General features: G+C 45.0%; 16 protein-coding genes. 14 read left to right on the top strand and 2 right to left on the bottom strand.

Going from position 1 to position 13,810, the window contains the following annotated elements; all coding sequences use genetic code 11:
* Positions 1-5: 5 nt before the first annotated feature.
* A complete protein-coding gene (locus BTA30_RS05735) occupies positions 6-185 on the top strand; it encodes a YjzC family protein (protein ID WP_076760307.1) in 180 nt (59 codons plus the stop codon).
* 75 nt (positions 186-260) lie between these two features.
* Here BTA30_RS05735 and BTA30_RS05730 read toward each other — a convergent pair whose 3' ends face one another.
* On the bottom strand, positions 261-446 hold the full coding sequence (locus BTA30_RS05730) for a YjzD family protein (RefSeq protein ID WP_076760306.1): 186 nt from the start codon (positions 444-446) through the stop codon (positions 261-263).
* 240 nt (positions 447-686) lie between these two features.
* Between BTA30_RS05730 and BTA30_RS05725 the strand changes: the two genes are divergently transcribed.
* From BTA30_RS05725 to BTA30_RS05710, 4 genes are all read left to right on the top strand, one after another.
* The gene (locus tag BTA30_RS05725; protein WP_076760305.1) at positions 687-1,421 is read left to right on the top strand and encodes a hypothetical protein; all 735 of its coding nucleotides are present in this window, start codon (positions 687-689) and stop codon (positions 1,419-1,421) included.
* Positions 1,422-1,502: 81 nt separating this feature from the next.
* Complete coding sequence (locus BTA30_RS05720; protein ID WP_076760304.1) at positions 1,503-2,078, top strand: hypothetical protein; 576 nt, start codon at positions 1,503-1,505, stop codon at positions 2,076-2,078.
* A gap of 87 nt (positions 2,079-2,165) precedes the next feature.
* Positions 2,166-3,116, top strand: a complete 951-nt coding sequence (locus BTA30_RS05715) for a BMP family ABC transporter substrate-binding protein (RefSeq protein WP_076760303.1) — start codon at positions 2,166-2,168, stop codon at positions 3,114-3,116.
* 13 nt (positions 3,117-3,129) lie between these two features.
* Positions 3,130-3,315, top strand: a complete 186-nt coding sequence (locus BTA30_RS05710; protein WP_076760302.1) for a ComZ family protein — start codon at positions 3,130-3,132, stop codon at positions 3,313-3,315.
* A gap of 53 nt (positions 3,316-3,368) precedes the next feature.
* Here BTA30_RS05710 and BTA30_RS05705 read toward each other — a convergent pair whose 3' ends face one another.
* Positions 3,369-3,617: a hypothetical protein gene (locus BTA30_RS05705; protein ID WP_076760301.1), complete on the bottom strand. Its 249-nt coding sequence runs from the start codon at positions 3,615-3,617 to the stop codon at positions 3,369-3,371.
* A gap of 169 nt (positions 3,618-3,786) precedes the next feature.
* On the opposite strand from BTA30_RS05705, the gene BTA30_RS05700 reads away from it, so the two are divergent.
* From BTA30_RS05700 to BTA30_RS05660, 9 genes are all read left to right on the top strand, one after another.
* The gene (locus BTA30_RS05700; protein ID WP_076760300.1) at positions 3,787-4,725 is read left to right on the top strand and encodes a beta-ketoacyl-ACP synthase III; all 939 of its coding nucleotides are present in this window, start codon (positions 3,787-3,789) and stop codon (positions 4,723-4,725) included.
* A 21-nt stretch (positions 4,726-4,746) separates the two neighbouring features.
* Positions 4,747-5,985, top strand: a complete 1,239-nt coding sequence (fabF, locus tag BTA30_RS05695; RefSeq protein WP_076760299.1) for a beta-ketoacyl-ACP synthase II — start codon at positions 4,747-4,749, stop codon at positions 5,983-5,985.
* Between the two features lie 85 nt (positions 5,986-6,070).
* Positions 6,071-6,859, top strand: coding sequence for a DUF2268 domain-containing putative Zn-dependent protease (locus BTA30_RS05690; protein WP_076760298.1), 789 nt, complete (start codon positions 6,071-6,073; stop codon positions 6,857-6,859).
* A gap of 169 nt (positions 6,860-7,028) precedes the next feature.
* Positions 7,029-8,003, top strand: coding sequence for an ABC transporter ATP-binding protein (locus tag BTA30_RS05685; protein WP_076760297.1), 975 nt, complete (start codon positions 7,029-7,031; stop codon positions 8,001-8,003).
* A 4-nt stretch (positions 8,004-8,007) separates the two neighbouring features.
* A complete protein-coding gene (locus BTA30_RS05680; protein ID WP_076760296.1) occupies positions 8,008-9,030 on the top strand; it encodes an ABC transporter ATP-binding protein in 1,023 nt (340 codons plus the stop codon).
* Between the two features lie 112 nt (positions 9,031-9,142).
* Positions 9,143-10,786, top strand: a complete 1,644-nt coding sequence (locus tag BTA30_RS05675; RefSeq protein WP_076760295.1) for a peptide-binding protein — start codon at positions 9,143-9,145, stop codon at positions 10,784-10,786.
* A gap of 88 nt (positions 10,787-10,874) precedes the next feature.
* Positions 10,875-11,825, top strand: coding sequence for an ABC transporter permease (locus tag BTA30_RS05670; protein WP_076760294.1), 951 nt, complete (start codon positions 10,875-10,877; stop codon positions 11,823-11,825).
* A 19-nt stretch (positions 11,826-11,844) separates the two neighbouring features.
* The gene (gene opp4C / locus BTA30_RS05665) at positions 11,845-12,759 is read left to right on the top strand and encodes an oligopeptide ABC transporter permease (protein WP_076760293.1); all 915 of its coding nucleotides are present in this window, start codon (positions 11,845-11,847) and stop codon (positions 12,757-12,759) included.
* 130 nt (positions 12,760-12,889) lie between these two features.
* Entirely contained in the window at positions 12,890-13,642 is a 753-nt protein-coding gene (locus BTA30_RS05660; RefSeq protein WP_076760292.1) for a YjbA family protein, read from the top strand.
* Positions 13,643-13,810: the final 168 nt, after the last annotated feature.

Here is a 13,810-nt window from a genome sequence, read left to right as displayed (position 1 = left end):
AACATATGGGACAGCAGCATCAATTCCGCCCGGGCCAAAAAGCGCCTAACAATGGTGTATATGTTGAAATCGGAGAAACAGGGAGCATGGTGAAAAATCCGCAGCAAATCAAATTGTCAGCCGGTGAATTTTTCCCTGAGAACTCCAACCATAACCGACTTTGGACATATAAAAGAAAGCCATAAAAAACAGCCGTCCTTTTTTGGACGGCTGTACATCAAAGTTCGAGAAAACAAAAACCCCGCTTTAAAGCAGGGTTTTTAATGTTGACTCGCATCCTGTTTAACAGGCATAATTTCTCCAAGAACAATAACGGCTACAGTGATGATCACGCCCATAATTGAACTGGTCTGAAAGTCATATGCAGCACCGTTCATGGCGCCGACAATGTAGCAGGCCATTTGCGTCAAAACAAATGTCCAAATAAAAGTCATGACAAAACGCACGTTTCACACCTCGTCCTTCGCATTCAATTCTAAAACTTATCATACCACACATAAAGTAAACGAGAAAGGGCATTTTAGTGAACAAGATAAGGCTTTCAACACTTTTTTTCAGAAATATCAGAATGGGAGATTTATTAAAAATTCATTTTCATCTTGCGACTGGGACTTTTCCTTATTCGTTTGATCCGTTCTCTACATAAAATAATGAGCAGATTACGGCAGGAAGGAGGCAGGCAAGCGATGAAAATAACTGAACGTTTTTTCAAAGTCGGCTCAGAATGGAACGTGATTCATCTTCCATACAGACCAAACGGTTTTGCGGTTTTTATTTTCGGCGACCGCAACCATTTCGTCGGGGAAGAATCGAGCTTTTGGATGCAGCATCACGGCAGAAATCAGCTTCTGACAAGTTTAAGAAACCAGGGCTACACGCTTGTGAACAGCAATTTATTCGGCAGGCACTGGGGCTCCGAAAAAGCGGTTCATTACGCGAAGCAGCTGATTCACTATGTGTTCAGGCAGGAGATTTTAAATGAAAAAATTCATCTGCTGGCAGAGGGAACAGGCGCTCTCGTAGCTGATGAACTTCTCCGCTCGATTCCGGATCAAATACGTTCTGCAGCGATGCTTAATCCTTGCCTCGATCTTCAGGCTCAACATCAAAGGGAAAAAGACAATAAATTTTTTTATAAGCAGTTTATTAAAGAGATTGCAGACAGCTACGGTATTTCTGAACGAGAGGCCGCCGATTACCCGTTCAAAAGCATATCCCCTTATCACAATCTTGTGCCTGTCCATATTTGGCAAAGGCTGAACGGTTCTTCATATCCGTATATGATCCATGCAAAAACGTTTGAGGAGCGTCAGAAAAAAGGCGATTATCAAGTGGGGCTGACCCTGCACTTATTTGATCATCCGCAGCGCATCTATTCGGCGATCGCTCATTTTTTCAAAAGGCATGAAAAAGTATTATAGAGAATAGAATGATAGCAGCCCGTTTTTGATCAGGGCTGTTTTTACTTGGCAGAACAGCTGAATCGAAAGGTGGTCTGGCATATGAAATCCGCGCTGGTGTATGGAGCAGATGAATTCTTCGGCCTTTCATTTTGCGAATGTCTTCTTGAAGAGGGCGTAGACATTGGGGTCAAATTAGATGATCCGAGCGATGAAACCAAACGGCTTTACCTTGAAGAGCGGCTGATGTGGCTGGTGAGAAACCAACATTTCCGCATGATTGAAAAAGAGCCTGAAACCGAGTATGATAAGGTTTTTATCCAATATACAGGCTGCATGCTTGATGAAGAGCTCGATGACTTGATTCAAAACAAGCCTGTTTTTCTATTTGTCTATAAGCATCAAATGGTAGAGGATTTAAGAGAGCGTTTTGAACAAAAAGGCGCGGACATCATCGTTCTCCCGGACATGTACGGTCCGTGGGACGTCCGGGAAGATGACGGTGTACAAAGGGAATCGTGTTTTTTTGTGGATGACATAGCAGCTCAGCTCGCCGTTTACACAGCTCAAAACGATCCCTCAGGATTGCAGTTCAAACAGCAAACGACAGCAGAAGAGGCGGATGCCATAATTGAGGAATGGAAAAGACAAATGTCTACATTTTTCGACAAAAAATAAGAAAGATCTTCCTTATTTGCACTTGAAAGGATACAATAAAGATAGATTAGATTTGCTTGTTTGTTTTGAAAGGGAGTTGAACATGGCATGGTGTACAGGCTAGGCGTGATTTTTTTGATTCTCTTTGTTCTGGGCGGCTGCGGATCATCGCCGCTGACAGGGAAAATTGAAAAAGTCGGGTTGCTTGTCCCTGATACAATAAGTGATCAAGTATGGGGAACGAAAGGATATAAAGGCTTATTAAGAATACAGTCTGTTTTCAATGTCGATGTCTACTATAAAGAAGGGATTGACAATGAAGCAGCAATCAAAATGGCTGTAGAGGATTTTCGTAAAAAAGGCGTCAATTTAATCTATGGACATGGAAGCGAATATGAAAAAATATTTAATGACATATGCAAGGACTATCCCGATATTCATTTTGTCTTAATGAACAGCAAGGCTGAGCATGACAATGTGACAAGCATCTCCCTTGAAGGAAAAGCGATGGGGTTTTTCGGCGGAATGACGGCCGCCCACGAGTCAAAATCAAAGAAAATCGGCGTGCTTGCGACGCAAAAGTGGCAGCCTGAAGTGAAAGGATTCATTGAAGGCGCGCAATACGTTGATCCGAACATCGAGGTTATCACTGAGTATGCAGGACAGTGGGATGATGCTGAAAAAGCCGTGGAACTGTATGAAAAAATGAAAAAGGCCGGCGCGGATGTTGTGTATCCCGCCGGAGACGGGTATAATGTCCCTGTCATTGAACAAATCAAAAAAGACGGTTTGTACGCCATAGGCTATGTAAGCGACCAGTCGGAGTTGGGGGAAAACGTCGTTTTGACAAGCACCATCCAGCATGTTGACGAGGCTTACGAACTCACCGCCGACGAATTTAATAGAGGAGCGCTTAAAGGAGGCCGGCGAACCTTCGACATGCAGGAGGGCGTCATAGAAATGGGCGCGTTCAGCCCGGTCGTCGATCCATCATTTCAAGAAGAGATCAAAGGGCTGATCGAACAATACAAAAACACAAACAAACTGCCAAATGAATAATGAGGTGATTCAGATGCACGAAAAATCAATGGAATTTTTACAAATTGCCATGAAATACATTCCAGAAGCGAAAGAAGAAATGGAGAAGGCGGGAATTGAGCTTTCACCGGAGATGCTTCAGCCGTTTATGGATTTATTTACAAAAGTCATGGCGGAAGCTTATGAACTCGGGAAAGCAGATGCTGGGTCAGACGCTTAAAACAGACTAAAAAACACATGGGTGAAAAGCCACTTTTTATGGGAAGTGGCTTTTCACATGGAGATCTTATTTTTTATAGCGCTGACCACTGATCCGATTTCTTTAAAAAACGGTTTCAGCTCATCAATCGAATCCATAATTTGTCCGACCTGGTTCATGACATGCATGTAATCAGGCTGCTGTGCGGATTCAGCTTCTTCATCAGCTGTCACGCCATCCTGTGTAGCGTCATCCTGTTCTTCACGGCTGTTTGGCACATTTGTGCCGAACATCATCTTCGTGAAAAAATCGTCATTCGCCATCCTTCAAAGCCTCCTTTACTCTATATACCACTACTATATGAAGGTCTTGGTCTAATAGATTAGACGGATATATTGCCAACTGAAAAAAAATAGGGTAGGATTAGTACCAGATACTAATAATTACTCATAACATTAGTTGGAAAAAATCATGAATAAAGGAGTCTTTCCTATGAAAGCTGGAATTATTGGAATTGGCCGGTATATCCCTGAAAAAGTGCTGACTAATTTCGACTTGGAAAAAATGGTTGAAACTTCTGACGAGTGGATTCGTACAAGAACAGGAATAGAAGAAAGAAGAATCGCAGCCGAAGACGAAATGACGTCTGATATGGCTGTCGCCGCCGCAAAAAAAGCGATGGAAGATGCACGCATTGAGGCGGAAGATCTTGATATGATTCTCGTCGCCACCGTTACTCCTGATCAGGCATTTCCGACAGTGTCCTGCATGATTCAAGAAAAGCTCGGCGCATTCAACGCGTGTGCGATGGATATCAGTGCAGCCTGCGCCGGTTTTATGTACGGCCTTGTCACTGGAAAACAGTTTATTGAGGCCGAAACATATAAGCATGTGCTTGTCATCGGGGTCGAAAAGCTCTCAAGCATTACGGACTGGGATGACCGCAACACGGCCGTTTTATTCGGAGACGGAGCGGGAGCAGCGGTTGTCGGGCCTGTCAGCGACGACAAAGGCATTCTTTCTTTTGAGCTTGGCGCAGACGGAAGAGGCGGAAAGCACTTGTACTTGGATGAAAAAGATCATACAATCATGCATGGCAGAGAAGTGTTCAAATTTGCCGTCCGCCAAATGGGAGAATCCAGTGTAAACGTCATTGAAAAAGCGGGTTTGTTAAAAGAGGATGTCGACTTTTTGGTGCCCCATCAGGCCAACATCCGAATCATGGAGGCGGCGCGCGAACGTTTAGAGCTTCCGATTGAAAAAATGTCTAAAACGGTTCATAAATATGGAAACACATCAGCTGCTTCGATTCCGATTTCACTTGTGGAAGAGCTGGAAGCTGGTAAAATTAAAGACGGTGACGTCATTGTTATGGTCGGTTTCGGCGGAGGCTTGACATGGGGAGCCATTGCCATGCGCTGGGGCCGCTAGAAGAAAGGTGAGGTGCAACTTATGAATAGTAAAAGAGTAGTCATTACCGGATTAGGAGCTTTATCACCTCTTGGTAATGACGTCAAAACGAGCTGGAACAATGCGGTTGACGGAGTTTCCGGCGTCGGGCCGATTACACGGGTAAATGCGGATGAGTATCCTGCCAAAGTGGCCGCAGAATTGAAAGATTTTAAAATAGAAGATTACATGGATAAAAAAGAAGCAAGAAAAATGGACCGGTTCACGCAATATGCCGTGGTGTCAGCAAAAATGGCTGTCGAAGACGCCAAGCTTGACATCAACGATAAAATTGCCGACAGAGTCGGCGTCTGGGTCGGTTCCGGCATCGGCGGCCTTGAAACGCTTGAACAGCAGTTTGAAACATTTTTAACAAAAGGGCCGAGACGGGTCAGCCCGTTTTTTGTACCGATGATGATTCCTGATATGGCAACAGGCCAAATTTCAATCGCACTCGGTGCAAAAGGCGTCAACTCATGTACGGTTACGGCGTGCGCGACAGGTACGAATTCCATTGGAGATGCTTTCAAAGTGATCCAGCGCGGCGACGCTGATGTGATGATCTCGGGCGGAACGGAAGCACCGCTGACAAGAATGTCATTCGCAGGCTTTTCCGCCAATAAAGCGCTCTCTACCAATCCAGATCCGAAAACGGCAAGCCGTCCATTTGACAAAAACCGCGATGGCTTCGTCATGGGAGAAGGTGCGGGAATCGTTGTTCTTGAGGAACTTGAGCATGCATTAAACAGGGGCGCCCACATTTATGCGGAAGTGGTCGGCTACGGTTCAACCGGAGATGCATATCATATCACCGCGCCTGCGCCAAACGGAGAAGGCGGCGTCAGAGCTATGAAAGAGGCAATTAAAGATTCGGGTCTGGCTCCTGAAGCGGTAGATTATATCAATGCGCACGGAACAAGTACGCCGTACAACGATAAATTTGAAACGATCGCCATTAAAGAAGTTTTTGGAGAGCACGCGTACAAGCTTGCCGTCAGCTCGACAAAATCGATGACAGGCCATCTGCTCGGCGCTGCGGGAGGAATCGAAGCGATTTTCTCAGTGCTCGCCATTAAAGAAGGAATCATACCTCCGACAATCAATATTGAAACGCCTGATGAAGATTGTGATTTGGATTATGTTCCCGATCAAGCACGTCGTCAGGACGTAAATGTTGTGCTCAGCAATTCGCTTGGTTTCGGCGGGCACAATGCAACACTGATCTTTAAAAAATACGAATAGCTCTTTGAAAACGGCTGCCACATAGTTGGTAGCCGTTTTTTTGCGCCTGCATATCATACAGGTGAATGAAAAGGAGTGATCGGAGATGAGCGTCGAAAAGACATATGAGTGGCTGGAAAAAGCATCATCAATGCAGGAGTTATCCAGCTGTCTTCTTCCGTATTTTAAGGAAGCGCTAAAAGCGGATATCATGTCTCTCGTCAGCCATCTGCAAGCCCACGGCATGTTTCGTTCTTGGGCGGAAGGCCGGCGTACGATGAAAGAGCTCGAAAAAAAGGGGATATTTCATCATGTAAAACGGGAAGAGCGGCTGCTGCGAAAAAGATGGAACGGCCCCGACGTTCCGATTATCGTTTTTCCCGTCAATGAAAGGAACCGGAGAATTCGCGTCGATTTCGGATCTAAATCAGGCCTTGCTTTCCAAGATAAACTGTTCTTATTTCTTTCCTCCCATATTTCTCAAGCTGCCATTTCTGCCATCATGACGCATGAATATAATCATGTTTGCCGGTTAGAAAATGTGCCGAAAGAGGAAAAAGATATGACGCTTCTTGATACAATCATACTCGAAGGACTTGCGGAAAATGCTGTTTATGAACGTTTCGGAGAGTCAGAAATCGCCGGATGGACGTCAATTTATTCAGAAAAACAGCTCGACCATTTTCAGAACCGCCTGATCAAGCCGCATTTCGAGCTGAAACGACATGAAGGAAGACTATTCTCCAATATTTTATTCGGAAAAGGTTATTATCCAGATATGCTCGGATATGCTGTCGGTTACAATATTGTGAAAAAATATTTGTCGAAAAAAAAATTAAAAGTTTCCGATGTCATATCCCTTCCATCAGAAGCCTTTATAGAGCCAGTGCTTTAAAACATTAAAATTATGGTATTAAATTAATATTATTACAGTAAATCTAAAAATTCCTTGCTTTTGTAATGATTATGTAATAATATACAACTATAAAATTTTAAGATAATTCAGTCTTATTATATGATTCTTTAATAATATTTAACTTCTGGTCTATGGAAGGGGAATCTGGATGAGCGCATTGCTGGAAATCAATGATCTAAAAACTTATTTTTTCAGAAAAAAACAGCCGATACCTGCAGTTGACGGAGTTGATTTTTCGATTAAAAAAGGAGAGACCGTTGCATTGGTAGGAGAATCAGGATCGGGAAAAAGCATCACATCCCTCTCGATCATGGGACTTGTCGAGGGCTCCGGCGGCAGGATCATCAATGGTTCTATTAAACTGGAAGGCCGGGACCTCGTTACATACAAGGAACAAGATTTATGCAAGATCCGCGGAAATGATATCTCTATGATTTTTCAGGAGCCGATGACATCGCTCAATCCGGTTTTAACGATCGGCGAACAAATCACAGAGGTATTGATCTATCATAAAAAGCTTTCGAAAAAAGAAGCCGGAAAGAAAGCGGTCGAGCTGCTGAAGCTTGTCGGCTTTTCAAGAGCCGAACAGCTGATGAAGGACTTCCCGCACCGTTTGTCAGGCGGCATGAGACAAAGGGTGATGATCGCGATCGCCCTCAGCTGCAATCCGAAGCTGCTCATCGCCGATGAACCGACGACAGCGCTTGATGTTACGATTCAAGCCCAAGTATTAGAGCTGATGAAAGACTTGTGCGACAAATTGGATACATCGATTCTTCTCATTACCCATGATCTTGGCGTAGTGTCTGAAATCGCAGACCGCGTGATCGTCATGTATTGCGGACAAGTTGTTGAAAACGCGGCAGTAGATGAACTATTTGATGAACCCCTGCATCCGTACACAAAAGGACTGCTGAATTCCATTCCGGTAATAGACGGCTCGATTGAAACATTAACTGCCATTAAAGGAAACGTGCCCACGCCTGACAATCTTCCGGCGGGCTGCCGTTTTGCGCCGAGATGTCCGAGCGCAATCGATAAATGCTGGGGCTCGCAGCCGAGCCTTAAAACCTTGCCGGACGGCCGGTCTGTCAGATGTTTCTTATATGAGGAGGGGGAGTAAAGCGATGGCATCATCAGCAGAACAATTACAGCCTGCACAGCAGATCAACCATGACGGGCCCCTTCTGGAGCTGAAAGAGGTCAAAAAATACTTTCCGATCCGTTCAGGGATTTTTCAGAAAAAAATCGGGGATGTCAAAGCGGTTGACGGCCTCAGCTTTTCATTAAAGCGCGGCGAAACGCTCGGAATCGTCGGAGAATCGGGCTGCGGAAAATCAACTGCAGGCCGGACGATGATCAGATTGTATAAGCCGACGTCAGGACAAATTCTTTTCAAAGGCCGGGATATTTCCGATTTGCCGGAAGAAGCTTTGAGAAAAACCGTCCGCAAAAATATCCAAATGGTTTTTCAAGACCCGTTTGCCTCACTGAATCCGAGAAAAACTTTGCGTTCCATCATCAAAGAGCCCTTCACCACACACCATATGTACAATTTCAAAGAGAGAAATGAAAAAGCCGAAGAACTTTTGGAAAGGGTCGGACTGCATCCGTCCTTTGCCAACCGCTATCCTCATGAATTTTCCGGAGGACAGCGCCAGCGGATCGGCATCGCCCGTGCGCTTGCCCTGAATCCTGAGCTGATCATCGCCGATGAACCGGTTTCTGCATTGGATGTTTCGATTCAGGCTCAAGTCATCAATTTGATGGAAGAGCTTCAGGAAGAATTTAATCTGACGTATCTGTTTATCTCCCATGATTTGAGTGTCGTCCGCCATATCAGCGACAGAGTGGGCGTCATGTATCTCGGCAAAATGATGGAGCTGACAGATAAGCATGAGCTGTATGACAATCCGCTTCATCCATATACACAGGCGCTGCTTTCCGCCGTCCCTGTCACAAGAAAAAAAGGCCGGACAAAACGGGAAAGGATCGTTTTGAAAGGAGAGCTGCCGAACCCTGCCAATCCTCCGAAAGGCTGTGTCTTCCATACGAGGTGTCCGGCCGCAAAAGCGATATGCGGGGAAAAAGCGCCAGCTTTCAGGGAAGTGGAAACAAACCATTTTGTGGCATGCCACCTTTACGAATAAAGGGTGAGGCCGTCACATATTAAATCCTTGAGAGGGGGAATGTCTTCTTAAAAAACGGGGGTCAATTAGGCAGAAAGAAGGACAACAGTTTAATAAGGGGGAATTCGTAAAAATGAACATTCGCAAAACAGGATTTTCAATTTTAAGCTTGCTGCTGATCTTATCGATTTTTCTTACGGCCTGTAACAGCGGTGAAGTCGGAGGGGACGAAAAAGAAAGCAAATCCGACGGGAAGCCGCAGCAAGGCGGGGATTTGATCGCCGGTTCCACAGGTGAGCCGACACTGTTTAACTCGCTGTATTCAACAGATACGGCAAGTTCAGATATTGAAAGGCTCATCTACAATACCCTTTTGGATGTCAATGAAAAGCTTGAAGTGGAAAATCAGCTCGCCGAAGATGTGAAAGAGTCTGAGGACGGCAAGACATTCAACGTGAAGCTCAAAGAAGGCGTCAAGTTTCATGACGGCGAAGAAATGACCGCTGATGATGTTGTGTTTACGTACAGCATTCCGATGAGCGACGACTATGTCGGAGAGCGCGGCTCAAACTTTGAAGTCATTGAATCCGTCACGAAAAAAGGCAAATATGAAGTGGAATTTAAATTGAAGAATCCCGATCCTTACTTTTATAATGTCACGCTTACAAGCTACGGCATCCTGCCGAAGCATATTTTAAAGGACGTTCCGATCAGCGAGCTCGGTGAACACGAATTCAACCGCAAAAATCCGATCGGAACCGGACCGTTTAAGTTTAAAGAGTGGAAAGAAGGACAATACGTCAAAGTGGAGGCGTTTGACGATTATTTCGCAGAACGCGCCCGCTTGGATTCGATTACGTATAAAATCATTCCGGATTCAAATGCGGCGATGTCACAGCTTCAAGCCGGAGATATTGATTATTTAGTCGTTACGCCTGGTCCGGATTACAAAACAGCGGAGAAATTTAACAATGTGAAAATGGAAACAGATTTGGGCTTGAACTATACGTACATCGGCTGGAATGAAAGGAATGAGCTCTTCAAAGACAAAAAGGTGCGACAGGCGCTGACATATGCGCTTGATCGCCAGGCCATGGTTGACCAGGTTCTTGACGGTGACGGCGAAATCGCAAACATTCCAGAGAGCCCGCTGTCATGGAACTACCCGGAAAACAAGGATGACATCAAAACGTTCAGCCATGATCCTGAAAAAGCGAAGAAAATGCTGAAGGAAGCCGGATGGGATGACACAGACGGTGACGGCATTTTAGACAAAGACGGCAAGAAATTCTCTTTCGTGATCAAAACAAACCAAGGCAATAAAACGAGAGAAGATCTGGCTGTCGTCGTTCAGCAGCAATTAAAAGAAGTCGGCATTGAGGCGAAACCGCAAATCGTCGAATGGAGCGCTTTAATCGAACAGATGAACCCGCCGAATTGGGATTTTGATGCGATGATCATGGGTTGGAGCCTGGCTACGTTCCCTGATCAGAGCAACATTTTCCACTCAAAAGAAGCGGAAAAAGGGCTTAACTATGTATGGTATCAAAATAAAGAGCTCGATAAATTATTGGACAAAGCAAAAACACTGAAAGATCGGGAAGATTATAAAAAGGCCTATGAAGACATCTATGAAATATTGGCGGAAGATCAGCCGTATACGTTCCTGTATTATACGAATTACCACAGAGCGATGCCGACCAATATGAAAGGCTACGTATTCCATCCGAAAGAGGACTTTTACAAAGCCGAAAACTGGTGGTTAGATCAAAAATAAAGGAAATTCCCTTGAGGGGAGGGAAGTTTTTAACTTGAGCTTCCTTCCCCTTCATTCTTAAGAATTTGATAAAAAAGGGGATAAAAAAATGATTACATATATCATTCGCAGGACGCTCATGTCTATTCCGATTTTATTTGGCATTACCATTTTGTCATTTGCGATTATGAAAGCCGCACCGGGAGATCCAATGGCATTGATGATGGACCCGACCATCAGTGCGGGAGACCGCGAAAAATTCATTGAAAAATACGGATTGAATGAACCCGAGCATATTCAATATTTAAAGTGGCTCGGCAATATGGTTCAGGGTGACTTCGGCACGTCAATCGTCAGAAAAGGAACACCGGTGACCGACCTGATTGTTGCAAGACTGCCGAACACGCTCTTATTGATGCTCGTTTCAACCATATTGGCGCTTCTTATATCGATTCCGCTCGGGGTGCTTTCGGCAAGGCGGCCTTATTCAAAATTGGACTACGGCATCACGTTTACCTCGTTTATCGGCCTTGCCGTTCCGAATTTTTGGCTGGGATTGATTCTGATCATGTTTCTTGCGGTCAATTTAGGCTGGTTTCCAACCGGCGGGGTGATGACGCTTAATGCCGGTTTTAGTTTATGGGACCGCATCCATCACTTGATTTTGCCTGCTTTTGTACTTGCCACCGCCGATATGGCGGGGCTCACGCGTTATACGAGGTCAAGCATGCTTGATGTGCTCAGACAGGATTACATGCGGACGGCGCGGGCGAAGGGTTTTAAAGAAAATCGGGTTGTGTACAAGCATGGCCTTCGAAACGGCCTGCTGCCGGTCATTACGATTTTCGGATTGATGATTCCTTCTTTTATCGGCGGGGCTGTCGTGACCGAACAGATCTTCAGCTGGCCTGGGCTTGGAAAGCTGTTTGTCGATTCCGCTTTTCAAAGGGACTATCCCGTTATTATGGCCATGACCGTCATCTCTGCGACGCTTGTTGTCATTGGGAATTTAATTGCGGATATTCTCTATGCGATGGTCGATCCGCGGATTGAGTATTAATGAAGGAGGGAGATTATTCATGACACAGCCAAATCCATCGACACCTTCGCCGGAGATCACACTGCAGGAAAATATCGGGCCAAAGCCCGAAACAATGACAAAAATCTTTTTTGAGAAGTTTTTCAAAAATAAGCTGGCGGTCATCGGAGGCATCCTATTATCTATCATTATACTGTCAGCCATTTTTGCGCCGGTGATCGCTCCGTATCCGCCTGAACAGCAAAATCTGCTCAATAAATTAAAGCCTCCCAGCGCTGAGCATCTGATGGGAACGGACAAATTCGGCCGCGATATTTTCAGCCGGCTGCTGTATGGCGCACGTGTTTCTTTGCTTGTCGGTTTCGCTTCAGTACTCGGCTCGATCACGATCGGAACTGTGATCGGAGCTGTTGCCGGCTATTTTGGCGGAATGATCGACGCCATCATGATGCGGTTGGTTGATATTGTGTTATCCATACCCGACATTTTCCTTTTGATTACACTCGTCACCATTTTCCAGCCCGGCGTTGACAAGCTGATTTTAATTTTCGCTTTGACAAGGTGGACGACAACGGCACGGCTCGTGCGAAGCGAGTTTTTATCTTTAAGGTCGCGGGAATTCGTCTTAGCCGCGAAAACGATCGGCACAAGAAGCCACAAGATTATTTTTTCGCATATTCTGCCGAATGCGATGGGACCGATCATCGTGGCGGCGACGCTGTCTGTCGGGACGGTGATCCTCGCGGAATCTGCCTTAAGCTATCTCGGGTTCGGCGTTCAGCCGCCGATGGCAAGCTGGGGCAACATGCTTCAAGACGCGCAGAACTTTACGATCATGATTCAGGCGTGGTGGTATCCGCTGTTTCCTGGATTGATGATTTTACTCACCGTTTTGTGTTTTAACTTTGTCGGAGACGGACTTCGTGATGCGCTTGATCCGAAAAATATTAAATAAAAGAGCCGGGGCGCCGCCGCCCTTGGCTTTTTTTGAGGAAGCACTGCCATAATCTTTGTCAGATGGAATAAATTCCTTTCCCCTTGCCTATACTGTGGACAACAGTTTTTATAAAAGTGAGGGGTTAGAAATGTTATTTCTTCATGATGTGTGGGTGAATTGGTTTGAGGGAGAAGAAAATGGCTATAATGTCTGCCACTTTCATGAATGGAGGAAGGAAGACAGTGTTGAACTGCTCGATCAGGTGCCTTTACTAAGGGTTCCGTCCGTTTTATTTCACTACATAGAAAATGATTTATCAGAGCTTCCGTCCGAATTATTAAAGGATGTTCATCAAAAAGCGTATATTCGAAAAAATCATGAACGTACACAGCTTGATCATTGCTTTGTCGTAACGGACGGGATCGGAATTCTTGCGGTCGATACGGCCGGATACTCGATCCCTGTCAGAAAAAGCCGCCTCATTCCAAGACAGGAACAGCTTGTTTATGAAATGGTAAAGGACGTTGAGGCAGAAGAATATGAATTTTCACCAGAAAAGCTGCAGTCTTCCAAAGAATACCACATTCTGTCATTATCACCGGAGCATGTCAGAGGATTAACAAGAAAAGAACGTCAGCTGAAACAGCTGCTGTTCATGGCGCTTGATCAGCTGAAAGGGCTCAAAAACCGCGCAGAGATCACTTATTGGTACACGGAATGGAACCCATATATGTATGAGCAGATTAAACGGATGACATTTGAGGAAATCTGGGACATGCTTTTCAATGAAACAATTGACGGCTGGTCGGACAAACACCGGGACTTTTGCGAAAATTTAATTAAAGGACAGCCGTTTTTTGAGAAGCTTTGGGAAATCGAAAATGAGTCAAAAGTAAACTAAATTCAGCATGAAGGCTGTCGAGCTAGTCGACGGCCTTTTTTTAACGGCTTCCTGAAAAATCCAAAACTCTATATTATAAAAGAAAAAAACAGAGATATTCATATGACCAAACGGCTAATTCAGGACCAGAGCTATATTTTTCAAAGCGTTCATTATAGGAATATCGCG

The organism is Bacillus swezeyi, assembly GCF_001969815.1.
Classification (GTDB): Bacteria; Bacillota; Bacilli; order Bacillales; family Bacillaceae; genus Bacillus; species Bacillus swezeyi.
Note: the sequence above shows the minus strand (reverse complement) of the source record. Positions and strands in the feature narration are given on the sequence as shown.